Annotated in this window: 23 protein-coding genes; 21 read left to right on the forward strand and 2 right to left on the reverse strand. The window is 60.1% G+C overall.

Annotated elements, in window-relative coordinates; translation table 11 throughout:
• Positions 1-130: 130 nt before the first annotated feature.
• The gene (locus FKV68_RS08345; RefSeq protein WP_180941029.1) at positions 131-670 is read right to left on the reverse strand and encodes a gamma carbonic anhydrase family protein; all 540 of its coding nucleotides are present in this window, start codon (positions 668-670) and stop codon (positions 131-133) included.
• Positions 671-867: 197 nt separating this feature from the next.
• Between FKV68_RS08345 and FKV68_RS08350 the strand changes: the two genes are divergently transcribed.
• The 20 genes from FKV68_RS08350 (at position 868) to FKV68_RS08445 (ending at position 22,891) form a co-directional block, all read left to right on the forward strand.
• The gene (locus FKV68_RS08350) at positions 868-2,244 is read left to right on the forward strand and encodes an aminotransferase class III-fold pyridoxal phosphate-dependent enzyme (RefSeq protein WP_180941030.1); all 1,377 of its coding nucleotides are present in this window, start codon (positions 868-870) and stop codon (positions 2,242-2,244) included.
• On the forward strand, positions 2,241-3,749 hold the full coding sequence (locus FKV68_RS08355) for an NAD-dependent succinate-semialdehyde dehydrogenase (protein WP_180941031.1): 1,509 nt from the start codon (positions 2,241-2,243) through the stop codon (positions 3,747-3,749). The genes FKV68_RS08350 and FKV68_RS08355 overlap by 4 nt, the downstream gene beginning before the upstream one ends.
• An 83-nt stretch (positions 3,750-3,832) precedes the next feature.
• A complete protein-coding gene (locus FKV68_RS08360) occupies positions 3,833-5,350 on the forward strand; it encodes an amidase (RefSeq protein WP_180941032.1) in 1,518 nt (505 codons plus the stop codon).
• Between the two features lie 57 nt (positions 5,351-5,407).
• On the forward strand, positions 5,408-6,229 hold the full coding sequence (locus FKV68_RS08365) for an amino acid ABC transporter ATP-binding protein (protein WP_180941033.1): 822 nt from the start codon (positions 5,408-5,410) through the stop codon (positions 6,227-6,229).
• Positions 6,226-6,879 carry an amino acid ABC transporter permease gene (locus FKV68_RS08370; protein WP_180941034.1) on the forward strand — a complete coding sequence of 218 codons (654 nt, stop codon included), beginning with the start codon at positions 6,226-6,228 and terminating at the stop codon, positions 6,877-6,879. The genes FKV68_RS08365 and FKV68_RS08370 overlap by 4 nt, the downstream gene beginning before the upstream one ends.
• The gene (locus FKV68_RS08375) at positions 6,879-7,529 is read left to right on the forward strand and encodes an amino acid ABC transporter permease (RefSeq protein ID WP_180941035.1); all 651 of its coding nucleotides are present in this window, start codon (positions 6,879-6,881) and stop codon (positions 7,527-7,529) included. The genes FKV68_RS08370 and FKV68_RS08375 overlap by 1 nt, the downstream gene beginning before the upstream one ends.
• A 59-nt stretch (positions 7,530-7,588) precedes the next feature.
• Positions 7,589-8,437, forward strand: a complete 849-nt coding sequence (locus FKV68_RS08380; protein WP_180941036.1) for a substrate-binding periplasmic protein — start codon at positions 7,589-7,591, stop codon at positions 8,435-8,437.
• A gap of 137 nt (positions 8,438-8,574) precedes the next feature.
• Positions 8,575-8,931 carry a Rieske (2Fe-2S) protein gene (locus FKV68_RS08385; protein WP_269808445.1) on the forward strand — a complete coding sequence of 119 codons (357 nt, stop codon included), beginning with the start codon at positions 8,575-8,577 and terminating at the stop codon, positions 8,929-8,931.
• A 27-nt stretch (positions 8,932-8,958) separates the two neighbouring features.
• Positions 8,959-10,140, forward strand: coding sequence for an amidohydrolase family protein (locus FKV68_RS08390; RefSeq protein ID WP_180941037.1), 1,182 nt, complete (start codon positions 8,959-8,961; stop codon positions 10,138-10,140).
• A 24-nt stretch (positions 10,141-10,164) separates the two neighbouring features.
• Positions 10,165-11,112, forward strand: coding sequence for a PDR/VanB family oxidoreductase (locus tag FKV68_RS08395; RefSeq protein WP_180941038.1), 948 nt, complete (start codon positions 10,165-10,167; stop codon positions 11,110-11,112).
• 17 nt (positions 11,113-11,129) lie between these two features.
• A complete protein-coding gene (locus tag FKV68_RS08400; RefSeq protein WP_180941039.1) occupies positions 11,130-12,023 on the forward strand; it encodes a polysaccharide deacetylase family protein in 894 nt (297 codons plus the stop codon).
• Positions 12,010-12,801 carry an enoyl-CoA hydratase/isomerase family protein gene (locus FKV68_RS08405; RefSeq protein ID WP_180941040.1) on the forward strand — a complete coding sequence of 264 codons (792 nt, stop codon included), beginning with the start codon at positions 12,010-12,012 and terminating at the stop codon, positions 12,799-12,801. The genes FKV68_RS08400 and FKV68_RS08405 overlap by 14 nt, the downstream gene beginning before the upstream one ends.
• 70 nt (positions 12,802-12,871) lie before the next feature.
• Positions 12,872-14,470 carry a class I adenylate-forming enzyme family protein gene (locus FKV68_RS08410; protein WP_180941041.1) on the forward strand — a complete coding sequence of 533 codons (1,599 nt, stop codon included), beginning with the start codon at positions 12,872-12,874 and terminating at the stop codon, positions 14,468-14,470.
• A gap of 142 nt (positions 14,471-14,612) precedes the next feature.
• Positions 14,613-15,335, forward strand: coding sequence for a GntR family transcriptional regulator (locus tag FKV68_RS08415; protein ID WP_180941042.1), 723 nt, complete (start codon positions 14,613-14,615; stop codon positions 15,333-15,335).
• Positions 15,336-15,954: 619 nt separating this feature from the next.
• Positions 15,955-17,619 carry a choline dehydrogenase gene (locus FKV68_RS08420; RefSeq protein WP_180941043.1) on the forward strand — a complete coding sequence of 555 codons (1,665 nt, stop codon included), beginning with the start codon at positions 15,955-15,957 and terminating at the stop codon, positions 17,617-17,619.
• Between the two features lie 70 nt (positions 17,620-17,689).
• Positions 17,690-18,820: an alcohol dehydrogenase family protein gene (locus FKV68_RS08425; protein WP_180941044.1), complete on the forward strand. Its 1,131-nt coding sequence runs from the start codon at positions 17,690-17,692 to the stop codon at positions 18,818-18,820.
• A 206-nt stretch (positions 18,821-19,026) separates the two neighbouring features.
• Positions 19,027-19,500 carry an IS66-like element accessory protein TnpA gene (gene tnpA / locus FKV68_RS08430; protein WP_180939346.1) on the forward strand — a complete coding sequence of 158 codons (474 nt, stop codon included), beginning with the start codon at positions 19,027-19,029 and terminating at the stop codon, positions 19,498-19,500.
• A complete protein-coding gene (tnpB, locus tag FKV68_RS08435; protein WP_180939347.1) occupies positions 19,481-19,834 on the forward strand; it encodes an IS66 family insertion sequence element accessory protein TnpB in 354 nt (117 codons plus the stop codon). Before tnpA ends, tnpB begins: the two co-directional genes overlap by 20 nt.
• A 54-nt stretch (positions 19,835-19,888) precedes the next feature.
• The gene (gene tnpC, locus FKV68_RS08440; RefSeq protein ID WP_180939348.1) at positions 19,889-21,460 is read left to right on the forward strand and encodes an IS66 family transposase; all 1,572 of its coding nucleotides are present in this window, start codon (positions 19,889-19,891) and stop codon (positions 21,458-21,460) included.
• Positions 21,461-21,514: 54 nt separating this feature from the next.
• Complete coding sequence (locus tag FKV68_RS08445; protein WP_180941045.1) at positions 21,515-22,891, forward strand: FAD-binding oxidoreductase; 1,377 nt, start codon at positions 21,515-21,517, stop codon at positions 22,889-22,891.
• Between the two features lie 50 nt (positions 22,892-22,941).
• On the opposite strand, the gene FKV68_RS08450 is transcribed toward FKV68_RS08445, so the two are convergent.
• Positions 22,942-23,544, reverse strand: a complete 603-nt coding sequence (locus tag FKV68_RS08450; RefSeq protein ID WP_180941046.1) for a TetR/AcrR family transcriptional regulator — start codon at positions 23,542-23,544, stop codon at positions 22,942-22,944.
• A gap of 527 nt (positions 23,545-24,071) precedes the next feature.
• Between FKV68_RS08450 and torT the strand changes: the two genes are divergently transcribed.
• The gene (gene torT, locus FKV68_RS08455) at positions 24,072-25,262 is read left to right on the forward strand and encodes a TMAO reductase system periplasmic protein TorT (RefSeq protein ID WP_180941047.1); all 1,191 of its coding nucleotides are present in this window, start codon (positions 24,072-24,074) and stop codon (positions 25,260-25,262) included.
• Positions 25,263-25,269 lie beyond the last annotated feature (7 nt).

Raw genomic sequence — 25,269 nt, forward strand, 5'->3', positions numbered from 1 at the left:
TGAACGTGCGCTATGCTCCCGCCTTGGAAGATCCGGGCTAGTCACACTTGTATCTTCTGCGGGCGTCCCGGAACGTGGGCCTGACCCCGCTGCCTGCCACGCGGCCTGATGGAAGACGGCGAATGAGGACCTATCTCGTCGTCGTCCGTTCCGAAAACGAGTTCTTATAGCGCTCGCCGTTTGCGACGTAGTGCTTGGCAGCGGAACGATTCCGCTGGACCTCCTCGTCGGTAAGAGGCCGGCCCATCCGGGCAGGGCTGCCGAGGATCAAGGCGTTGTCCGGAAACGTCTTTCCTTCGGTAACCAGCGCGCCAGCTCCGACAATGGAGTTCGCACCAATGCGAGCGCCGTTGAGAATGATGGCTCCCATGCCGACCAGGGTGTTTTCCCCGATTACACATCCGTGAACTAGCGCCCGGTGTCCGATGGTGCAGCCTCGGCCGATCACCACCGGGAAGCCCGGATCTGCGTGCATCACCGCCTGGTCCTGGATATTCGTACCACTTCCGATCGTTACCTTTTCTACGTCTGCGCGGACCACGGCCCCAAACCACACGGTCACGTCCCTCCCGAGCGAGATGTCGCCGACGAGGATGGCGTTGGCTGCCACCCATCCCGTGTGGCTATCCTCGAAATTCGGGGCTTGGTCGCCGAGCTCGTAGACCGACATTGAAGCGTCCTCCCATTGCATTCAGCAAACTTATCGGAATTCAATTTATACCTTGCAGAATAATTTGAGCGTGGCAAGTTTGTGGCGGGCCGGTCCCGCACAACGACCTGTCCACGTGAGCGTCCAAGAGTGTTGACATTCTACCAGTTGTCATTCTAGCATTACAACTGTAGTACAGTTCTAACGATAGGCCCACGATGTTCAATGATCTCGCAGCGCTCGATAAGCGTCATCTGATCCACCCTGTGGTGCCCTGGCGGGCGCACGAAAAGCGCGGTGTCACGATTCTAAAATCCGGGAAGGGTGCATACGTCACGGACGCCGACGGGAACACGCTGATCGACGGGTTCTCTGGCCTGTGGTGCGTCAACGCCGGGTACGGCCAGCAGACGATTGTTGACGCTGTGAAGCGTCAGCTGGAAGAGATGGCTTATGCCACGAACTACTTTCACTACGGTAACGAGAATGCAGTTAGACTTGCCGCGCGCCTAGCCGAACTTGCGCCCGGCGACCTTAATCGCGTCTTCTTCACGCTCGGCGGATCCGATGCGATCGACTCTGCCATCCGGATGATCCGCTATTATTACAACGTCACCGGGCGGCCGGCCAAAAAGCACATGATCGCGCTCCAGCGGGGCTTCCACGGATCATCGAGTCTCGGATCCGGTCTCACCGCCCTCAAGAACTTCCACGACGACTTCGACTCTCCCGCTCCTTGGCAGCATCACATCGCTTCGCCCTATCCCTACCGGAACCCTGTTGGCCAAGACCCGCAGGCAATCATAGCCGCGTCCGTACAGGCGCTGAAGGATAAGGTCGCGGAGATCGGAGCGGACAATGTCGCTGCTATCTTCGCGGAGCCTGTCCAGGGTTCGGGCGGTGTACTTGTTCCTCCCGACGGGTGGTTCAAGGCGATGCGCGAGGCAGCGCGTGAGCTCGACATCCTTTTCGTCGCAGACGAGGTGATCACGGGCTTCGGTCGGACAGGCCCGATGTTCGGTAGCGAATACGACGGCGTTGTCCCCGACATGATGACGATTGCGAAGGGCTTGACTTCTGCCTATCAGCCGATGGGCGCTCTCATGATGAGCGATGCGCTCTACGCGGCCATCGCCGATAGCAGTCCCGAAGCGCGCGCCATTGGCCACGGTTTCACATATTCCGGGCATCCAGCCAGCGCGGCCGCCGGACTTGAGGCGATCCGGCTTTATACCGAAGGTGGGCTGCTTGAGAACGGGCAGAAGATCGCGCCCCGCTTCGCAGGGGGCCTGCAGTCTCTCTACGATCACCCGTTAGTGGGTGACGTCCGGGTGCGGGGTCTTCTCGCTGCGGTCGAGCTTGTGACCGACAAGGAATGCAAAACCAAGCCGGATGCTGGGCTGAACATCAGCCATCATCTCGCGCGCCTCTCCTACGAAAAGCGCGTGATCTTCCGCGCGTTCTCCGACGATATCGCAGGCTTCGCCCCGCCGCTCTGCTGCAGCGAAGACGATATCGACATCATCGTCAGCCGTTTCCGCGAGGTGCTCGACGAACTTCTCCTAGTCAACGAAATCCGGACGGCGGCGGCATGAACACCAACATCAAACCCGCAAGCGTAGCCATGACTTCCCTGCGTCAGAGGCTTCGCGATCCTTCGCTCTTCATCGAAAAGGGCTGTCTCGCCGGAAGTTGGGTCGATGCCGACGACGGTTCCACGATCGCCGTTTACGATCCGGCGACCGGGCTAGAGATTGGCACGGTCCCCTCGATGGGTGCAGTCGAGGCGGACCGTGCCGTGAAATCCGCCGACGCTGCGTTCCGCGCTTGGGCCAGTGAAACTGCCCTTGTTCGCGCCCGGGTCATGGAGAAGTGGTTCGACCTGGTCGTCGAGAACGCCGAAGACCTCGCCACCATCATCACGATTGAGCAGGGCAAACCTATCACGGAATCCCGGACGGAGATCAGCTACGGCTCCGGTTTCATCAAGTGGTTCTCTGAGGAAGCCCGCCGGACATACGGGCAAGTGATCCCTGCCAACGAGAGGGACAGACGCATCATCGCGGTCAAGCAGCCCGTTGGGGTCTCAGCCGCGATAACACCGTGGAACTTCCCGGTGGCGATGATCACTCGCAAATGCGCGCCGGCGATCGCGGCCGGATGCCCGGTCATCGTTAAGCCTTCCGAATTCACACCCTATTCCGCGCTGGCGCTCGCGTTGCTGGCACAGCGCGCCGGCGTTCCCGACGGCATCATCAGCGTTCTCACGGGACCGCCGGAAGGGATCGGCCGTGTGCTTACCGGAAATCCGGCTGTCCGGAAGGTCTCGTTCACCGGCTCGACGCGGGTCGGCAAGCTTCTGATGAGGCAGAGCTCGGATACCGTGAAGAGAGTGAGCTTCGAACTCGGTGGCAATGCCCCGTTTCTGATCCTCGACGACGCGGACATCGATCTCGCGGTCGCCGGAGTGATCGCGAGCAAGTTCCGCAACGCAGGGCAAACCTGCGTCTGCGCCAACCGTATCCTCGTTCAGGACGGGATCTACGACCGATTTGCCGACACACTGGCCGAAGCCGTCTCCGCCATGAAGGTAGGCAACGGTCTCGACGACGGTGTCGCAATCGGGCCCCTGATCAACGCCGCTGCTGTACAGAAGGTCAACCGCCATATCGAGGACGCGCTGTCGGAGGGTGCCGGAACGCTGCTCGGGGGCGTCTCGGCAGGCCGGGACCAGTTCTGCGGACCGACTATCCTCGTCGGAGCGACGCCGTCGATGCTGGTCGCGCGGGAGGAAACGTTTGGTCCCGTCGCCCCCTTGTTCCGCTTCAAAGAGATCGACGAGGCAATCGCGTTTGCCAACGACACGCCCTTCGGCCTGGCGGCGTACGCCTTCTCGGAGAGCATGCACCGCGCGCTCTATGTCGGCGAGCGCCTCGAATTCGGAATGATTGGCCTGAACAGCGGAAGCGTCTCGTCGGAGGTCGCTCCGTTCGGGGGAATGAAGGAGTCCGGGATCGGGCGCGAAGGCGCAAGCCAGGGGATGGACGAGTACCTCGAACTCAAGACCATGCACATCGGCGGCATGAGCCGCCCGGTCTAGCGGAAACCGGGCGCGCGGCAGGTCGATCCTGTCGCGCGGTACGGTCATGCACACGACGAGAAGCGATAGGACGGAATTTCGCAATGCCCTCATTCGCCAGCGAATACTCGACGAGAGATGGCCTCGATCTTGCCAAGCTGCTGTACCTCCGTGAGGTCTCGCCACGCGAACTGATGGATTGCGCCATCAACGCCGCCGACGCGGTCAACCCCCGGTTCAACGCGTTCTGCTTTCCGCGGTATGAGCAGGCGCTGGAAGAGGCATCCAACGCGCCCCTCAGGGGAAGGTTCGGCGCTCTTCCATTCGTGTTCAAAGATTCCGGACTCGCCGCCGATCGCCATAGGGGAAGTATTGGCTCGCGGCTTTTCGCCAACAGCCTCTCAACTTCGAACTCGACCTTGGCCGAGCGTTTCGCGCGAGACGGGTTTATCAGCTTCGGACGGACGACAGTCCCCGAGATGTGCATGGCTCCGACGACTGAGGCATTGCAGAACGGAGGGCCGACCCGCAATCCTTGGGTACCATCACGATCCGCTGGCGGTTCGAGCGGCGGGGCCGCCGTTGCCGTCGCCACCGGAGTCGTCCCGATCGCGCACGGTAGCGATGGCGGCGGATCGATCCGCATCCCGGCAGCCTGTTGCGGTGTCTACGGCCTCAAGACGTCCCGTGGCCTCGTGCCGCACGGTCCGGTGAAAGGCGAGGGCTGGGGAGGGCTCGCGGTTCATGGGGTTCTTACCAGAACGGTCCGGGACAGCGCAGCCGCGCTCGATGGCATAGCGGGGGCGGAACCCGGCGCACCCTACGCAGCTCCTTCGAGACCCGGCTCATATCTCGACGAGATCGACCGACGCTTCGACCGTCCCCTGAAGATAGCGAAGTGGACGAGCGGCTGGAACGGCGTCGTCATTGCTCCAGATTGCCTCGCCGCTTTGGACACAGCTGAACGCGAGTTGATTACTCTCGGCCACGAGGTTGTGGAAGCTCCGCTGCCGGAGCTCGACTATTCGGCCTTCATTGAAGCGCTGATCGACGTCCTTTGCGCCAACGCGGCGATGTCGGTGAAGGACTTCCTGACCACCTCACCGAAGGATGGTTGGCAAGACCTTCTGGAGCCAGCCATCCTGGATGCCTGTCTCCTCGGGACCGAAATGCCGGCCACAAGGTACGTCGCCGCGATCAACACGTTCCATCGTGTGGGCCGTATCCTCGACGCGTACCTCGCAAACTACGACTTCGTAATCTCGCCGACGCTGACGTCGCCCCCGTTGCCCCTTGGCGAGCTGTCGATGGAAGGGGATTTTCGTACCTTCAGACGCAAGGCCGCCCGATACACAATGTTCCTGGCGCTACTCAACGCGTCCGGCCAGCCGGCTGCCAACCTCCCGCTTTATCGAAACAGGGACGGCCTCCCCATCGGCGTCCAGCTCATTGGTCGTTTCGGGACGGATGCCGAGGTGCTGAGGCTCTCCGCCCATTTGGAACGCCAGGCGGGCTGGGCCGCACAACAATTCGCCATTGGCGGCGCGCATGGAGCCAGTAGCGGGGCTTCCGGCTCGGCCTGGGGCCACGCGGACGAACTCGAAACATTGGCGGGAGGGTGAACCGCAACGGTCTACTCAGGCCGACACGTCGTACCCAGAAAAGAAAAAGGGGATCGCATGGAAAACCGGAATGGAGTGGTTACTCCTTTGAGGAAACTGGACAGACAACAGAGAAGCGCGGTCGAGGGGCGAGTCCTGGCCGATGCGAGACAGATCAGCGTGTCTTTCGGACCGCTGGAAGTCGTCAAGCAGGTGGACCTGTCAGTTCACAAGGGCGAGGTCGTCGCCATCATCGGTCCTAGCGGCTCCGGCAAGAGCACCTTCCTTCGGTGCTTCAACTACCTCCAGCCTCCCGCGTCTGGCACTCTGATTATCGACGGCCAAGTCGTCGTCGACGGAGGAAGGAAGCCTTCCAACACGGACCTGCTCAAGCTCCGCCGGAAGATCGGCATGTGCTTTCAGTCGTTCAATCTTTTTCCGCATCTAACGGCTGTCGAAAACGTTGACCTCGCACAGATATCCGCACTCGGAAGATCCAAAAGCGACGCGCGCGCGAGAAGCATGGAGCTTCTCAAGCGCGTCGGTCTGGAGGCCAAGGCCGGTACGAAACCCGCGCACTGCTCCGGGGGACAGCAGCAGCGTATCGCGATCGCCCGCGCGCTGGCGCTTGATCCCGACATGATGCTGATGGACGAACCCACGTCTGCGCTCGATCCCGAACTCGGTCACGAAGTGCTGGCCGTCATGCGGGAACTAGCCGACTCCGGGATGACCATGATCATCGTGACGCACGAGATGCGTTTCGCCGAGAACGTCGCCGACCGCATCATGTTCATGGCCGACGGGAAGGCCGTCGAAATCGGAGAGCCGCGACAGGTTCTTCGAGCACCGATCCACGAACGCACCCAGCAGTTTCTAAGCATGGTGTTCGACCGATGACGGGGATCACGGATTACATCCCCATCATTGCCCAAGGCATTTCGATGACATTCCTCGTTGCCGTCATCTGCTTCACGGCTGGCGGCCTCCTCGCGGTTCCAGTCGCGGTGGCGAGACTGTCCGATAACAAGATCGCAAGATCGACGGCTGCGGGATACATCGCGCTCATTCGCGGCGTACCGCCTATTACCTGGCTGTTCCTCATATTTTACGGCCTCCCTCAGCTCGGGCTGAGGTTCTCGAGCTTTTCGGCGGCTGTTGTCGGGCTGACGATGATCTGTTCCGCGTATATCGCGGAATTCTACCGATCGGGCTGGCTGGGGATGCCCGCGGGCCAGATAGAAGCAGCCAAAGCGCTAGGGCTCTCAAGTTTAGAGGCGTTCCGCAAGGTAATAGCGCCACAGATATTCGTGATCGTGCTTCCGATGGCGATCACGTACTTCATCGCCCTTCTGAAGAACTCGGCCGTCGTCTCCGTCATCGGTGTGAGCGACATCACCGAGAAGGCGCTCAGCCTTAGCAGGTCAGCGCCCGATCCCTTCAACGTCTTCATCGCGGCAGGCTGCGTCTACATGATGATCAGCGTGCCTATCGGCCTGCTGGGTCGCGTAACGAGCCCCTGGGTGGCCCGCCGTTTCGGGATGGCATGATGGAACTGTTCTTTTATTTTCTTGGAAAGACGCTGCCGGGTTTGCTTGTCAGCCTCCAGGTTATCGTTGGTGTCGTGGCGATCGGCATACCGTTGGGAATGCTCCTTGCGCTAGGCTTGGTAAATACGAGCCGCCCAATTCACGGTGCCGCACTCGTGGCCGTGGAAATCTGCCGTGGCATTCCCGCTCTCGTGATGCTCTACATCGTCTATTTCGGGCTACCGCAGTTCGAAGTCATCCTCGACGCGATTCCGTCGGCCTGCATGGCGCTCGGTATCAGCATGGGCGGCTTTCTGGCCGACGTATTCAGAGCAGGCTTCCTCGCGGTTCCAATGGGACAGCGTGAAGCCGCGTCCGCCCTGGGTCTCAGCAGACCGACAGCATTCTTTAGGGTGATCCTGCCGCAGACGGTGCGCATCGTGACGCCGCCGGTCCTCGGCTACGTCATCAGCTACTTCCAGGCCACGGCACTCGCCTACACCATCGCCGTCCCGGAGCTAATGAGCCGGGCTTATTCGGTGGCATCCGACAATTTCCGGTTCCTAGAGGCGCTTACGCTTGCTGGCGTCCTCTACGCGATCATCTGCATCCCTTCCGCTTTTGTCGTCAACCGCATGAGCGAGCGCGAGGGAGCCAGTTCCAAACATTGAAGAAGACCCCGGAGCCAACCGGGCCGACCTAACCTCTAAAGCCAAACTGGGAGCCTAGCATGACAAAGACTGCACGATCGAATGCCCTTCTGAGCACTTTCCTTTCCGCGGGAGCGGTCTTCTTGCTCGCGGCAGGGGGGGCGTCCGCACAGTCCGACTGCACACCCGTCTCGAAATTCAAGACCCTGGAGCCCGGCGTACTAAAGATCGTCGCTCCCGACATGCCGCCGTTCTTCACCTACAAGGACGGCGTGATGGGCGGCTTCGAGGGCCTCTTCTTCACGAAGTTTGCAAAGGACAACTGCCTTACCCCGTCGGTCACGGTCCTCCCTCTCGGCGGTGTCGTGGAATCGGTCCGCAACCGACTCGCGGATGTCGGTGGCGCGGGTCTCAACCCGACGCCGGAACGCGGTAAGGTCGTCGGCCTGACGAACCCGATCTACTATAACGCGGCCGTCTTCGTCGGCAGGAATCCTGATCCCGAGCTCGAGAACTACGACGGCAAGGTCATAGGCACCGTAACGGGCTTCAATTTCAACAAGGAGCTCGAGACCTGGGGCAAAGCCAACCTCAAGGTCTACGACACCGCGGACGCGGCCTTCGCGGACATCAAGAGCGGTCGCCTCCCAGTCATGCTTCTCGGTGGTCTCAACGCCCTCTACAGAATTTCACTGGTGCCGGAGAGCGGCCTGAGCGCGGTCGACGCGAACCCCAACCCCGTGGTGACGAGCTTCAACAAGAAGGGGCGCACGAACGTCGTCCATACGAAGGACAATCCGGAGCTAACCGAGGCGCTCAACACTGCGATCGCCTCCATGCGCAAAGACGGGACGCTGGCGAAGATTCTCGAGGAGGTGAAACTTCCCGCCAACGTCCTCATCCCGGCTGCCGAGGCAGGGGAAAATTGAAAACGGCGTCGAGTCAAAAAACGCCGCACCGCAATTTTACCACTTGACCGACATTACAACTGTACTACAGTTCTAACATACTGAAGAGTATGGGGGGCGTGGGTGCCCTGCCTCCCGCAAGAATGGGTAAGATAGGTATGACTTTGCACCAAGTATGCACTTCTGACGAACTGGCCGAGGGGCAGCATAGATTGATCAGCCATCACAAGGGCGAGGTCGGTGTTGTCCGCTATAACGGTCGCCTCGTGGCGATCCGCAACAAGTGCCCACACGCGGGCGCGCAGTTGTTGCTGAAGCCCGTCAGGCGCACGACGGTCTCCTCCTGTCCGCACCAAATCGAACTAGGCTACCAGGACGGCGTATTCACTTGCCCCTGGCACCACTGGGAGTTTGACCTGCGTGACGGCTCCTGCCTCGCCGACCCACGCTTGAAGCTTGAAAGGTTCCCCGTGGAGGAGACGGGCGGGAAAATCTTGGTTGAGATCCCGGACTGACCCAAGCTTGCCATTCAGGAGATAGAAATGAACGTCCAGAACAATTCGTCAATTGAGACGGGAACACTCATTACCAGTTGGGCTATCGATTCCGATGTCCATCCGAACGTCGCCGACGGCCTCCGCAGCCTCAAGCCCTATTTATCGAGCGCGTGGGTCCGCCGTCTCGGTCTCGACACGATGTCAGACTGGGGCTCGCGGGTGAACGGTAACCAGGTTACCATCCCCACGCAGCCCTACATTAATCCGCACGGTACGATGCGACCGGAGACGATACCGCCGGGCGGCGGTGTGCCGGGCTCCGTCCCGGAAATGATGAACCGCGACTTCCTGGACGTGAACGATCTGGGGGGAGCAGTGATTACTCCCGGACCGGCTCTTCAGCTTGGCGGTTTTCCGGACGCCGACATGGCGACTGCAATTGCCGGGGCGATTAACGAGTGGCAGGCGCAAGAGTGGTTTCCATCGGATCCGCGCTGGCTTGGCTCCATCGTCATCAGCCCGCGTGACCCGCTGGCTGCCGCGAAGGAAATTCACAAGTGGGGCAAGGATCCCCGGATGGTGCAGGTGTTCATCCCCTCGCTTTCCGGTATCTCTATGGGCAAGCGGCATTTCTATCCGATCTACGAGGCGGCCAACGAATATGGCCTGCCCATTGCCAACCATCCGGGTAGCGAAGGTGCGGGCGCGAACGACAACATGTTCGCCGTCGGCGCGCCCTCATACTATTTCGAATACCACGCCCTGTTCGGCCAATCGGGTCAGACCAATCTCGTTAGTCTGGTGGCCGAAGGCGTGTTTGACCGCTTCCCCAACATGAACGTCCTGTTCCAGGAGCAGGGCTATGCGTGGCTGGTCGAAATCCTTTGGCGCATGGATCAGAAGTGGAAGGGCGTTCGCTCGGAAATCCCCTGGGTAACCAAACTGCCGAGCGAGTACGTGATGGAGCGCGTTCGACTTGCTAGCCAGCCGATGTACGAACCGCGCCGCGGTTCTCATCTCGAGAAGCTGTTCGAACTGATCAACGCCGAGCAGTTGCTCGTCTTTAGCAGCGATTACCCGCACTGGGACACCGACGATCCGATGACGGCCTACACCAAACTCCCGGAACGCCTTCGCTCGAAGATGTTCATCGATAATCCGTACGCCTTCTTCAAGCTCAAGCGGAACGGAAGCACGCCCCGAGAAGGCGTCTCGCGCATTGTCTGAGACCTACCAGAAAGGAGGCCGACGATGAGCGGAGCAAGTTCGTTCGACCTGCGCGTCGTCGAGACGCGACGGATGGCAGACGATGTACTGGAGTTGGTGCTCGCCCGGCCGGACGGCAGCCCGCTTCCGTCATGGTTGCCAGGCGCGCATATATCGCTCGAGCTCCAGCAGGGGCTGGAACGCCAATACTCCCTGTGCGGGAGGCCCGACGATTGCGCGACGTGGCGGATCGCGGTGCTGAAGGCGAGGGAGAGTAGGGGCGGTTCTCGCCACATCCATGACAAGCTGAAATCCGGCGCGATCATACGCTCGACCGGGTTGCGGAACCACTTCCCCCTCGAAGCGGCCAGCGGCTACATCTTCATCGCGGGTGGCATCGGCATCACGCCGATGCTCCCGATGATCGCCGAGGCGGAGCGCGAGGGTAAACCCTGGGTCCTCCACTACGGAGGGCGTAGCAGAGCGTCGATGGCGTACCTGACCGAACTCTCTGCTTACGGGGACCGCGTGAACGTCGTTCCCGAAGACCAGGCGGGCATGCTCGATCTTCGGTCGATCACGCAGGATATCCCGGAAGGATACCTCGTATACTCATGTGGCCCCGAAGGGCTCCTGAACGCCTTGGTAGGCCTTTCCGCCAACTGGAAGAACGGCACGCTCCACCTCGAGCGTTTCACTCCGGTCGAGCTCGACACGAGTGGTGACAAGCCTTTCACAGTTCACCTGCGGGATAGCGGCCGCTCGATCGTCGTCGGCGCGAACGAAACCATCCTCGACGCGATGAAAAGGGAAGGGATGAGCCCTCCTTCCTCGTGCCGCGAGGGAACATGCGGAACATGTGAAACGAAAGTGCTCCGTGGAAAGGTCGACCACCGAGACGCGGTCCTGAGCGCGTCGGAGAGGGAGGCCGGAGATTACATGATGATATGTGTCTCCCGGGCGCTCGGTGACGAAATCGAGATCGACGCGTGACGTCGGGTAGGTGAACTATGGGACTTGTACTTCAATCCGGCACCCGCATCGCCGTAAGCCTTGGGGTCGATTTTGACGCTCACACGGTCTGGGAAGGATCGTTCAACGTTTCGTCGCCATCGTATCTCTCGCGCGGCGAGTTCTGTGCGGAAGTGGGCGCTCCTCGTCTTCTGGAGCTCTTCCGCAAACACGACATCAAGACGACCTGGTGCACGCCCACGCATACGATGGAGACGTTTCCCGAAAGCCTTGAGAAAATATTGGCGGACGGACACGAAATTGCGGCGCATGGTTGCCGCCACGAGCGTATCGGCGGACTCGAAGAGGCCGAGGAAAGGCGTCTGCTGGAAAAGCAGATGGAGCTTCATACGAAGTATGTGGGCCGCCGTCCTCGTGGCTATAGATCACCGTCGTGGGACTTCAGCCCCAACACCCTAAGCCTCCTTGAAGAATATGGATTCGACTGGGATTCATCTCTCATGGGGCGCGACTTCGAGGCGTATCGACCGCGTCCGATGCTTCGTAGCGAAGTTGGCCCTCACGTGTTCGGCGATCCGAGCCCGATAATCGAAATTCCCGTCTCTTGGTACCTCGACGATTTCCCGGCGCTGGAGCACGTATCGCGCATCAACCCAGGACTGGCGAGCACCGAGGTGACTTACCAGCGCTGGAAAGACCACTTCGACTTCGCCTACGAGGAAGTTCCCAATGCGATCTTTGTGCTGACCGTGCATCCTCAAACGATCGGGCGCGCCGCCAACCTTATGATGTTCCGAAAGCTGGTTGACTACATGCGCTCTAAAGACGGCGTCGCTTTCATGACGCTGAGCCAAATCTGCGACAGCTGGCAGGACTTGTCGGATTTCGCAACCCTCAAGCACGGCGAGCGAACGACCCATGCACATCGATAGACATGTCGAAGATGGCGCATTGTGGCTGACGCTCAGCAACCCGGACAAGATGAACTGCCTCGGTCTCGCTGAGTATAACGGCCTTGCTGACGCCGTCATCGAGGCCAGTGCCGACGACACGCTAGACGTCATCGCGATCACCGGGAGCGGTCGCGCCTTCTGTACTGGAGGAAACCTCAAGGAAATCCAGTCGGAACAGGCGAAGGGCGAACTACCGGGCAAGGTCATAATCCAGCGGTTCGCAGACGCTTCACTGCGACTGTTCCAAGCCATCGAAAGCTCGTCGAAAACCGTGGTTGCCGTCGTTAATGGCTACTGCCACGCGGGCGGACTGAGCATCGTGTTGAGCAGCGACGTTTCCATCGCCAGCGACCGTGCGGACTTCTGCGTGCCGGAGGCCAAGGTGGGGCTTGCCGATCCTTATGCGCCACTCCGGCTGGCGCGCGCCGTCGGTTTACCCCGCGCGAGATGGATGATGTACACAGCCGAGAGAATCCCAGCAGCGCAGGCGTTTGAAATCTCCCTGGTGAACAGGGTGGTTCCGCACGAGACGCTTATCGAGGAGGCCCGCTCTCTAATCGGAGTTCTTCAGAGGACCTCGCCGACCAGCCGGGCCATCTACAAGAAATGCCTCAACTCCGATCTTCCAGCCTTCAGTCGGGACATCATGATCAGCGCGAATGCGTCGCCTGATGCCCTGGAAGGGCTGCGGGCGTTCGTCGAGCGGCGCGAACCAATATGGCCCTCCCGTCAGGGACCGCGCATCGGCGGCGCATGACCTGGGCTGGCTTGAAGCGAAAAGTTCAATGAATCACCTCCCGGTCGGGAGCAAGGAAAGGAACTGGCAAATGTATTCTGATGAGACGGGCAGGCTGCTGGCGCGCGGTTCGGCGATCAGCCTCGGCGACGTGCTCGAAACGCGCGTGATGGTTTCCCCGGACTGGCTGGCGCTCGAGTATCTCGGGCACGATTTCACCTATCGCGAACTCAATTCTCTCGCCAACCAGTGCGCGTGGTCGCTGCTCGACCTCGGCGTGAAGTACGGGGAGGCAGTTGTGGTTCTCTCGGAAAACACGCTTGACTACCTGTCCCTGATCTATGGGGCCGCGAAGACCGGAGTAGCCGTCGCCGGATGCAACTATCGTCTGGCGGCACCCGAAGTCGCGGTTTCGATTTCGGTCATAGCGCCGCGGTTCGTGTTTGTTTCCGCCTCTCTTGAGCCCCTGTTACGCAAAGCGATGCCGCATTACCCTGAGGGCTTGGCGAAGCCCGAGATCATCGTCTGGGATTCCAATGATTTCGGCGGCCACAAGCCCGAGCTCAGCAAAGCCCTGCGCCACGAGACGGACGCGGATCCACGGATCGATATCGATCCCGAGTCCGTCCTCGTGATCGTATATACGAGCGGTACGACCGGCGCACCGAAAGGCGCGGCCCTGTCCCATCGCTCGATCATGGCACGCGCTGGCATCATGTGCGCCGAGCTTCAGCTGACTGAGACGGACAACTACGTCGCGTGGCACCCGCTTTTCCACATGTCCTGCTCTGACTATGTCCTGATCACGCATGTGCGCGGGGGCAAGGTGTTCATGACGCCGCGTTTCGACGCGCCGGCGATCGCCGACTTCTGCACGCGCGAGAAGATCGGGTGGCTCTTCCTGGTTCCCGGCGTCCTGGACGACGTGGCCGAAGCCATCAAGGCGACCGGCAAGTCCGTCAAAGGCATCAAATACGTCGGCTGCATGGCCGATCTTTCACCGGTCCACTCCCTCAAGAACATCACGGAAGTCACCGGGGCAGGCTACTTCAACACCTTCGGAACGACAGAGGTCGGCACCGTTCCGAGCGCCTACGGCACGCTTGACCTGTCCCAGGCAACTGTCTCGTTCCGAAAGGTGCAATCAACGTTCTCCCGGATGCGCATCGTTGATGGAAACGGAAACGACTGCCCGACCGGCACGCCCGGCGAAATCCTTTACCGGACACCCACGCTCTTCAGCGGCTATTGGAACAACGACAAGGCGACGAACGAGACCATGCGGAATGGCTGGTATCATTCAGGGGATATCTGCGTCCTCTACGACGACGGCACTTACGATTACCTCGGCCGAAGCAAGTACATGATCAAATCCGGCGGGGAGAGCATCTATCCGGCGGAGATCGAACATGTCCTGCTCAAGCATCCTAACATTTCTGAAGTTCAGGTGATCCGGGTCCCGGATCCAAAATGGGCTGAGGTGCCGGCCGCCTACATAGCGACCCATGACGGCAACGAAATATCCGAGCAGGAGTTGAACGAATTCTGCGCCAAGCTGATCACCAAATGGAAGATTCCCAAGCACTACCGCTTTATCGGTACGGATGACTTTCCGCGCAATGTCACCGGAAAGATCGAACGTCCCCGCCTCGAAAAGATGTTCGCTGCCGAGCAACTCGTAGTGGCATAGTTGAACCGCGGGCAGGCTTACAGGGAGCCTGCCTGCCAACCACCTCTTCCCGGCCCCTGCCATCGGCGCTATATTTAGTGCTGTACTGTTCTACAGTGTAATGTCGTAAATCGCGCCCGGGGTGCGATGCAGGAGCAATTGAATGAACAATCCGAGTTATTCGGACGACTTTACGGTCGGGGATATCGTAATTCGCAAGACCACAGCCGCCCAGCAGGTAGCGGACGGTCTGTCCGATCTCATTCTTTCCGGAAGGGTCATGCCCGGCCAGAGACTTCGCGAGGCAGCAATCGCCGCCGAACTCGGTGTGGCTCGCAATACCATCCGCGAGGCGATCAGACAGCTGGAATTCGCGGGTCTAGTCCGGGTTGAAGTCAATCGCGGCGTCGTGGCAATTTCGCCAACCCGTGACAGTCTCGCCAGCCTCTACAGTGCCCGGCTGACCCTGGAGAGCAGCGCCGTCGAGCACCTTATCGATAAGGCGGCGATCGCTAAGGTGCGGCAGGCGTATGATAGGCTCATTGACTCGGTTGCCACGCAAGACGTCGGCACCATCGTGCGGAGCGATCTGGCGTTTCATACGGAGATCGTCGCTCTACTGAAAAGTCCGCGGATCGATCAGTTTTACGCCCAGCTGTGCCGCGAACTCCGCTTCTACCTCGTGTTTCTTTCAGTGAAGGATAGTCAGTTCGTCCAGCTGTCCGGTGTAGTCGACGAGCACAAGCCGATCATGGACGCAATTGAATCCGGCGACGTGCAGCGTGCGAAGGCCGAGGTTAGTAATCACATCCGAAACAATGAGCAGCGCGTCGCGTCGTTGATATTCAGGCACCTTCCCCGGGAGCAGACAGGCGCGGCAGTCTAAAGATGGCTGTCTGGCTCTCATAAGCGTTCCAGACACACTGTCGGTAGCCTACCCGGTCGTCGCTTTCATGAAGGAAGGACTGCCTAGCGAAGTTCTGAAGTCGCTCCTCATTGAACATCCCAGCGTGCGTGTTGCGGGGGCGGATGTCACGGTTCCTCCGATCGTCAGCCGGAACTACGGATCGAAAGGTTTGACGGTGAACGGGCTCCTCGGAGTCATCCCATCGCTGCGAATTATGCGAACTCCTTGGGTATGCCGACCGCGATTTCGATGAGGTGCACAAGCTTTTCGAGACCGCGGCCCAGTACGGCTATGGCGATAAGGACGTCTACGCCGTGGGTGAGGCCCCGTCAGCTCGCTAATTACCGAGTAATGCCCCGCTAATGGACAGCGAGCGGCAATCGGCGCGAAAGCGCGAGGCACTTCCGAACGTCAACAGCAGTTTAAACGGCGACGCCTCCACTTCCTCCACCCTCAGCATTGTAGGCGACGATCGCGACTGAAAGCTTGACGACCGCACACGGTATGTACTAGATAGACTAATAACATACTCGCAAGTTTGTGGCGTATCGTTCGGGCATTTGGCGACGGTAGAGTCGGACTGTAAGGGGAGCGGTCAATGGATCGGGAGTTCGATTTCATCGTAGTCGGAGGTGGATCGGCAGGGTGCGCTTTAGCCGCGCGCCTGAGCGAGGACTCCAGGGTCACGGTCCTTCTCATCGAAGCCGGGCCGGATGCCAATCCGTGGCAGGTGCGCATGCCCCTGGCGGTCGACGCTCTTCTCACGTCCACGAAGTATAACTGGGCATTCGAGTCCGAAGAAGAGGAAGGCCTTGGCGGCCGAAAGATTGCGCATCCCCGTGGCCGCGTGATGGGCGGTTCTTCCGCCATCAACGGCATGGTTTACACCCGCGGCAATCCTCAGGATTATGACGAATGGCGCGACGAACACGGATGTACCGGGTGGGGTTACGCGGACGTCCTTCCATACTTCATCCGCATGGAAAACGCCAAGGGCGGCGACGACCGTTACCGGGGACGCACAGGTCCGCTGAAAGTGACGCGCCCGGTATTCAAGAACCCCTTGAATCATGCGTTTATCGAGGCTGGCCGTGAAATTGGCTATCCGGTTACCGAGGACTCGAATGGTCCTCAGCACGAAGGTTTCGCGGTAGCAGAACAAACGATTTTCAACGGCGAGCGAATTTCTACCGCAGCCGCGTTTCTGACGAAGTCAGTGCGCTCGAGAGCGAATCTCACGATTGCCCCTAAGACCCTCGTGGAAAGGATCGTTCTTGAGGGGCGTCGCGCGGCTGGAGTTAAATGCCAATCCTCCGGGGCGTCCAAGTTGTTCAGGGCGCGTCGCGAGATCGTTCTATGTGCAGGCGGGGTCGGAAGCCCGCATATACTCAAGCTTTCCGGAATCGGTCCGTCCGACGAGCTCAGGAAGCACGGCATCGCAGTGGTGCACCATTCCAAAGCTGTTGGCGCAAACCTTCAGGATCACCTCGACCTGCCGATTCAATATTCCTGCAAGTTGCCAGTCAGCCTCAAGAAGAATACCGAATGGCCGCGAAAGGCGTTCGTAGGCATTGACTGGTTCCTCACCAAGGGCGGCGTGGCGTCGAGCAATCAGTTCGAAGCAACGGCGTACATTCGCAGCCGCGCCGGGATATCAAAACCGAACCTCAAGTTTGAGTTTTTCCCGCTCAGCATCTCGCACGATAACTTCAAGCCGTATCCCCAGGAAGCGTTTCAGATCCACTGCACGATCGAAACGTCCTATGCGCGGGGGGAACTTCTCCTCAAGTCGTCGGATGCCGCCGACGCCCCGGCTCTGCACTTCAACTACCTTTCCGACGACCGCGATATGCAGACCTTCCGCGAGGGCGTCGCGCTCGCTCGCGAGCTTGTGGCCTCACGTGCCTTCGAGCCCTTCCGTGGAGCGGAGATCGAGCCGGGCCAGGCGGTGAAGAGCAAGGACGCTCTCGACGCCTGGATTCGCCGGCGCGCGACGACCGCGTTCCATATTTCTGGTACCTGCGCCATGGGACGAGCGGACAACCCCGCAGCCGTTGTCGGCCCGGACCTCAAGGTCCATGGGGTCGAAGGGCTGAGGGTCGCCGATGCATCCATCATGCCTGTCGTCGTGACGTCCAACCTGAACGCATCGGCGATCATGATCGGGGAACGGGCCGCTGACTTCTGTCTCGGCCGTCCCCAGCTCAGCCCTTCAAACGAACCCTACTGGGTCCACCCCAACTGGCAGACGAGTCAACGCTGAAGTCGCCGCGGAGTGTTCCTTTTGTGGGCCGCCGCGAGCGAGACCTGATTCCAACATCGAGGACACAGACATGGATAACAAGCAGGCCATCCCGGAGAAAATGCGCGCTGTACTCCTCACCGGATTCGGCGGGATCGATAAGCTCCAGTATAGGGAGGACGTGCCCGTACCGCGCGCGGGCAGCGGAGAGGTACTCGTTCGCGTGGGAGCGTGCGGGATGAACAACACCGACATCAATCTACGGACGCGCTGGTATGATCGCGACGTGAACGAAAGCCTCTCGGAAGATGTTGGGCTCAAGGGAGCGGGCGATCCCAAGAAGGCGGACGCTGACACAAGCGGCACCTGGAAAGAAGAGAAGATCGTGTTTCCGCGTATCCAGGGTGCCGCGGTGGTCGGGACTATCGTGGCGGTCGGAGAGGCCGTGGACGCGTCACGGATTGGCGAACGTGTAATCGTCGATCCGCAGGTCCGTGACCTGTCGCTGCCCGAGCGAGCCCAGTTGGTCGCTTATCTCGGCGGGGAGCGCGACGGCGGCTATGCCGAATATACGGCGGTGCCCACGGAGAATGCCTACGCCATCGAATCCAACCTCACCGACGCGGAACTCGCGACCTTCCCGACATCCTACGATACAGCGGAAGAGATGCTCGTTCGCGCCCGCCTCGGCAAGGGCGAAACGGTCGTAATCACCGGAGCCGCGGGCGGCGTCGGCACGGCCTTGGTCCAGCTTTCCCTTATCCGAGGCGCTACGGTGATCGCTATTGCCGGCGCGGCAAAGGAAGAAAGGCTGAAAGCCTTGGGAGCCCACCATTTTGTCGCGCGAGAGAACCCCGACGTGCGCGGTGCGATCGAGGCTATCGTAGGCGAGCGGGCAGTGGATGTGGTTGCGGACGTTGTCGGCGGGCCCTTCTTCACAGACAGCTTGAAGCTGCTGCGCCGGGGCGGTCGGTATTCCACGGCGGGTGCTATCGCCGGGCCGATCCAGCCGATCGACCTGAGAGACCTGATTTATAAGGACCTCGAGCTTTTCGGCATCACGTGCCCTACGCCGGAAACCTTCAAGTCCATTATTGGACACGTAGCCGAGGGACGTCTTAAACCTCTTATCGAGAAGACGTACAAGCTCCGCGATCTCGCTGATGCGCAGACCGAACTGGTCAAGCGCAATCACGTGGGCAAGCTCGTCGTCGTTCCGTAAGACACCGCCTTCATCGATGGGCCCCCTACCTAGACCCGAGAATGAGTAAGATGACAGCAATTGATCGGGCCCTCGCGCGTTTGCCTTCGGAAATCGTTGTCCGCGACCAGGATATCGTTGGAAAGTAAGCGCGAATTTCCCCGCACCTTTTGCTGTTGAGTGCTCTGATGCATGAGGTGTCCACCAAAATAGGTGGACACCTTGTGATGGAAGAAGATGATCAGAAACTGCAGGTAAGGCTTGTTGGTCGGAACGGGAGACGCCGATACGACCCCGCATCGAAGAACCGTCTTGTCTCGGCCTGCCTTGAGCCTGGCGTGTCGGTATCGAGGCTTGCGCTCGAACATGGGGTCAATGCGAACCTTCTTCGGAAGTGGATAAAGAAGCGCACGGAGACCCAGTCCCTCCCGCCGTCCTCATCACCGTCGTTTATCCCGGTTCAGATTGAAAGCACTTCCGATCGGGCCTTGCTGCGACAGAGCAGCATGGCTGCGGTGGATTTGCCGGGGACTTGCGATGGAGTGCGTGGGTCGGCATCGAAAAGGGCTGCGCCTTTTTCCTCTCCAGCCAAGGTGAGCGCGTCACTGCCGAACGGGGTGAAGCTGACGCTGGAATGCGGTGATGTGGATGCGTTGGCAGCGGTCATCGGAGCGTTGGGTCATGTTCACACTGGGCGCTGACCTTCAAGTCTACCTTCACCGCGAGCCGATCGACTTCAGGGCCGGCATCAACAGCCTTGCGGTGCTGGTTCAGGAGACGATGGCGCTCGATCCGTTTGCGCCGGCGGTTTTTGCGTTCTGCAATCGCCGTCGCGATCGGATGAAGCTCTTGTTCTTCGACCGATCCGGCTTTGTGCTGGTTCTGAAGCGGCTGACCGAGGACAAGTTCCGGTGGCCTCGCCGGGAGGCGGCGGTCGTTCAGCTTACGACCGAGCAATTGCACTGGCTCCTCGACGGCATCGATATCGATGCAATGGTCCGCCATCCGGTGCGGCAATATCAGGTTGCTGGTTGAGGGCTCTCGAACTCCGCGGTTGACGCGGCGGCATGCTTTCGATTCAAGAATCTGATGAATCGATCCGGCGAACCGACTGTTGAAGAGCTGATGGCGCGTATTGCTGCGCTGCAGGCGGAGAACCGCCAGCTCACAGAACGCGTCGTCAAACTCGAGGAAGAGTTGGCGCTTGCACGGCTGCATCGTTTTGCGCCGAAGAGCGAAAAGCACATTGACCGCCTCTTCAATGAAGCCGAACAGGCCGCGGATGAGGACGATGCCGACAACGAAGATGGCGATGTCGTTGCTCTGCCGGACACGGGCTTGCCGGCGACCGACGGCACGACGGGAAAGAAGCGCGGCCGCAAGGCCTTGCCGGAAAACCTGCCGCGCGAGCGTGTCGAGTATGACCTTCCCGACGATAAGAAGGCCTGTCCATGCTGCCGTCACCAGATGCATCGCATGGGCGAGACCGTTACCGAGCAACTTCATATCGAGGTGAAGGCGAAGGTCCTGCAGAATGTGCGGTTCAAATATGCTTGCCGTCATTGCGACCGCACCGGGATCAACACCCCGGTCGTGATCGCGCCGATGCCCGCGCAGCCCTTGCCGGGCAGCATCGCCACGGCTTCGACGCTGGCCTTCGCGCTCGTTCATAAGTATGTCGACGGCACACCGCTCTACCGCTTGGCGCAGGCATTCGAGCGCGCAGGTGTTCCTGTCAGCCGTGGCGCTCTGGGCCACTGGGTGATCGGCTCGAGCGAAAAGCATCTCTCCCGCATCTATAACGCCCTGAAGCTGCGGCTCAGATCGCAGCCCCTCATCCATGGCGACGAGACGACTGTTCAGGTCCTAAAGGAAAAGGATCGAGAGGCCGCCAGCACGTCATATATGTGGGCTTACCGAAGCGGCGAGGACAGTGACGAGCCGATCGTGCTGCTCGATTATCAGCCGGGCCGCGGCCAGATATACCCGCAAACCTTCCTCGGCGATTATCGCGGGATAGTGATGAGTGATGGCTATTCCGCCTGGCGCACGCTGGATGGGGCAACCCATCTTGGGTGTATGGCCCATTCCAGACGACGCTTTGTCGACGCCCTCAAGGCGAGAAAGAAGGGTGGCGGACCACCGGAGCAGGCACTCCGCTTCTTCGAACAGCTCTACCGGATTGAAAGGCAGGCCAGGGACAGAAAACCCGAGGATGGTGAAACGCAGGCCGACTGCATTCGGCGCTCTCGCCAACAGCACAGCGTGCCCGTCCTGAACGCACTCAAGGCTTGGCTCGACGACATCGCGCCGAAGGTCTTGCCGGACAGCAAGCTCGGCGACGCTGTGTCCTACACTCTGAACCAGTGGGACTATCTGACGCGCCACACCGAGGACGGCAGGATGCCGATCGACAACAATCTTCTGGAGCGCGATATCAGAATTTTTGCAACCGGCAGAAAGAGTTGGCTGTTCAGCGATACCGTTGACGGAGCCAGAGCTAGCGCAGTCATCTATAGCCTGATGCTGACTTGCCGCGCCTGTGGCGTCGAGCCATTAGCCTGGTTACGCCACGTCCTTACTGAACTGCCTCAGCGCCCTCAGAACGTAGCTATCGACGATCTCCTGCCCTTCAACTTCCTCAAGGCCGCCGCAGCCTGACCGACGCGTCCGTCTGAAAGCGATCAGTTGCAAGGGCCGTCAACGTGCGGGGAAATGAGCGCTTACGTTGGAAAATATACGACGGATTTCCGGCACCTTTACGTTGGGCGCACTGAGGCCGTTTTGCGTCCGCGCACCGTAGAGGAAGTCCAGCTTGTCGTGAGGATCCTGGCGAAACACGGCGTACCGCTCGTTCCCCAAGGAGGCAACACGAGTTACTGCACGGCAGCCACGCCAAACGTTGACGGAACCGAAGTGGTCGTCAGCTTGGAACGCCTGAACAAGGTCCGTGAAATCGACGTCGGCAACATGTCGATGACTGCAGACGCTGGGTGTATTCTCAGCGCTCTCCATGACGCGGCGTCCGACGTCGACCTCATGCTTCCGCTGAGCCTCGGTTCGCAGCAGTCGTGCCAGATCGGCGGCAACCTATCGACTAACGCGGGCGGGATCGCCGTCGTAAAGTACGGCATGGCGCGAGACTTGGTGCTCGGCCTGGAAGTCGTCCTGCCGGATGGAACACTTTTCAGCGATCTCAACTCTCTCCGCAAGAACAACTCGGGCTACGATGTGAAGCAGTTGTTTATAGGAGGCGAGGGGACGCTCGGAATTATCACGGGAGCATCCCTGAAACTCGCGCGCAAGCCCAAGGCTACGGTGACCGCTTTTCTGGCCATTAGCGATATCGCCGACCTTTCGATCCTTCTCGACCGCGCGCAGCGCTTTACGGGCGATGCGGTGACCTCGTTCGAATACGTTTCGAACAACTCGCTCCAGCTCCTGCTGGGAAAGAAGCCCGACCTTCGCCATCCGCTTGAGCAAACGAGCGGGCACTACGTGTTGCTCGAAGCGTCGACCTCGTCGCATGTGCTGGATCTGCAGGGGGCGGTTGACGCGCTCCTCGAGGAGGCGATGGGAGAAGACCTCGTGACGGACGGGACGATCGCTTCGAACGAGGAGCAGAGAAACGCCTTCTGGCATTTGCGCGAAAGCATCCCCGAAGGCGAGGTGCTGAACGGCGGGTCCTTAAAACACGATGTGTCGGTCCGAACCTCGCGTCTCGCGACGTTCATCGAAGAGGCGTCCCGAATCGTGAAGGCGAATTCGCCCGAGGCCATCCTCTCCGTTTATGGCCATGTCGGTGACGGCAACGTCCACTTCAACGTGGTGCCCCCCGCAGGCACGGGCTCGGTTGAATTCAAGGCGCAGTTTGAAGGATCGGTCTCTCCGCTGATCTACAGGCTGACGGCGGAAATGGGCGGCTCCTTCAGCGCCGAGTACGGAATTGGACGGGTTAAGCTCGACCTGCTGGCCACGTATGGCGATCCGGGAAAGGTCGCCTTGATGAAGACGCTGAAGAAAGCGCTCGACCCAGGCGGCCATATGAATCCCGGCAAGGTCGTGGCGGGCGACGACCGACCCCACCTTTAACTCCGCGAAACCGGGCGAGGGAGCAGGGCCACCACGAAGCCGAGCGGCCTCTAGCTCGCGCGCTTGATCTGCGCCACATTCGCCCGATTGAATATTGCCTCCACCATCTCGTAGCTCAGCGCTTTGGCGTCAGAACTCTCCGGGTTGTCGAAATACTGGAAACTGCAGCCGTCGACGATCACGAGAAGGGAGCGCGCGATCCTCTCGAGCTCCCACTCGCAGGTGTCACCTGTCATGCGCTGCGCCTCCGCGAGTACCGAGGTGATCTCGGCGAGATATAGCGGATACATGAACTTCCGGATGCGCTCGCTGTTTCTGACCGCCCAGAGGAACAATTCGAACTGCGCTTGCGCGTTCTTGGGGACTTTCTCCAGTCCATCCCACCATGCGTCCAACATGCGACGGACTGCCAAGCGAACTCCTACGCCCGTCTGTCGGCGCATCTCATCGGGCACCATCTCCTTCAGCCAGCGTTCTACCGCCGCGTGAACCAGTTCGTCCTTGTCTTTGAAGCAGTAGTGAACTGCCGCAAGTGACGCGTTCGCCCGCTTCGCGACCTCGCGCATCGTCACGGACTGGACGCCTTTTTCTCTCATCACGTCGATTGTAGCGTCTACGAGCTGCTCGCGCCGAAGGGCAGATGGAATACGCACTTCAACTTCTCCCTATGCGACATCGGTTCCCCGAAGTGGCAAGTCATCGGGGCATATGTACCTTTTGAATACACCGTTACTGTTCATATACCAACGACTGAGACAGTTGTCCATGTGCGCAAGTACGCCGGGCATACGGTTCGGTATGGACGGTTAAGCCGCTCTCGGTCTCCGGGCGAGTCCTTTCGGACGTGGTTGTTCACGGCCGCCGGCAGTTCGGTACCGCATACGGTGACATGTCTCAGAATGTCGGAGCCAGCTCCGCGCAGAAGCGGAGGAAGCGTTGGCACCGCTGCGGCGTCCCGAAGCCAGATTCGTTAAAATTTGATGACGTGGGCAGTTGACTGAGACGGTTGTCCATGTCAGTTTCGTACTCGGCGGTATAAACAGCCGCCGGAGGAGTATCTCACATTGCCAGGCCCTGGTTTGGGGCACTGCGAACCCGAAAGACAAGCGTCATTCGGGAAGCGGACAAGTGCGCTCTGACCACCGCGGCGGCCTTTTCGATCTCAAAAGGGGAACTAAAAATGAAAATGCCAAAACTATTAGCGTCGCTCTGCTGCACGGCGGCTCTCGTGATCGCCTCCGCCGCCATGGCCGAGCAACCCTCTCCGACGCCTATTGTCACCGAGGCGAACGGCATCTTCGCGGATACCTCCAAGAACAGCGCGGAGGCTCTCAAAAAGGCTGTGACAGCCGAAAACTGGGCCGTCCCGGTGGTTGTCGTAGACTGCGACCTTCCTGGCTGCGACGGTTCGCGCACGCCGTCCGTCTACACGCCGCTTCCGGTGAACGAGATTAAGGGCAAGTGGAATATCTGCGCCGTTATTCCGCACCTCAAGGACCCTTACTGGGTCGGTCAGAACGCTGGTTTCGTCGCTGAAGCCGAACGCACCGGAGTATCGCTGCAGATTTACGAAGCGGGCGGCTACACCGAAATTTCGAAGCAGATCAACCAGCTCAACAACTGCGTTGCCGCCGGAGCCGACGCCGTGATCGTCAGCGCCGTAAGCAGCGAGGCGCTTTCACCTGTCGTCGAGCGCATCAAGAACGAAGGCACCGTCGTCATCGACCTGGTCAACAGCCTTGCGACCCCGGCGGTGACCGGACGCGCCCTGTTTGACCACTGCACAATCGGTACGTTCATGGGCAAATACCTCAAGGAATCGGGCGAGGCCATTAAGGCCGTTTGGCTTCCCGGTCCGTCCGGCATGGCCCTGCTCGAGAAGCTCATGACGTGCTTCTCCAACGAGGCTGGCGACAAGATCGAAATCCTCACCAAAATCTACGGTGACACGGGGAAAGATGCCCAGCTCGCGCTCGTCGAAAACGCGATCAACGCATATCCGGAGATGAACTATATCCTCGGCAGCGCGGTAACGGCCGAAGCCGCAGTAGGTCCGCTCGCGCAGAACGGCCTGACCGATACGGTGAAGACCGCATCCTACTACATGACGCCCGGCCTCTACGAGCAGCTCAAGGCTGGCAAGGCGACCTGCGCCGCAGCTGGCAACGAGATGATCCTATCGCGCATCGCTATCGACATGGCGATCCGCGCCCTCGAAGAGAAACCCTTCAACGGCGGCAAGTACGTCAGCATGACAGCGAACGTCATCTGCGGGCCGTCGGCCGGCGAGAAGTTCAACAACGTCGACACCATGTCGAAGGAACTCAATCTGCCGCCAGAGGGCTTCCGCCCCGTCTTCAGCGTTAACTGAGGAGGCG

This window comes from Sinorhizobium mexicanum, from assembly GCF_013488225.1.
Taxonomy (GTDB): domain Bacteria; phylum Pseudomonadota; class Alphaproteobacteria; order Rhizobiales; family Rhizobiaceae; genus Sinorhizobium; species Sinorhizobium mexicanum.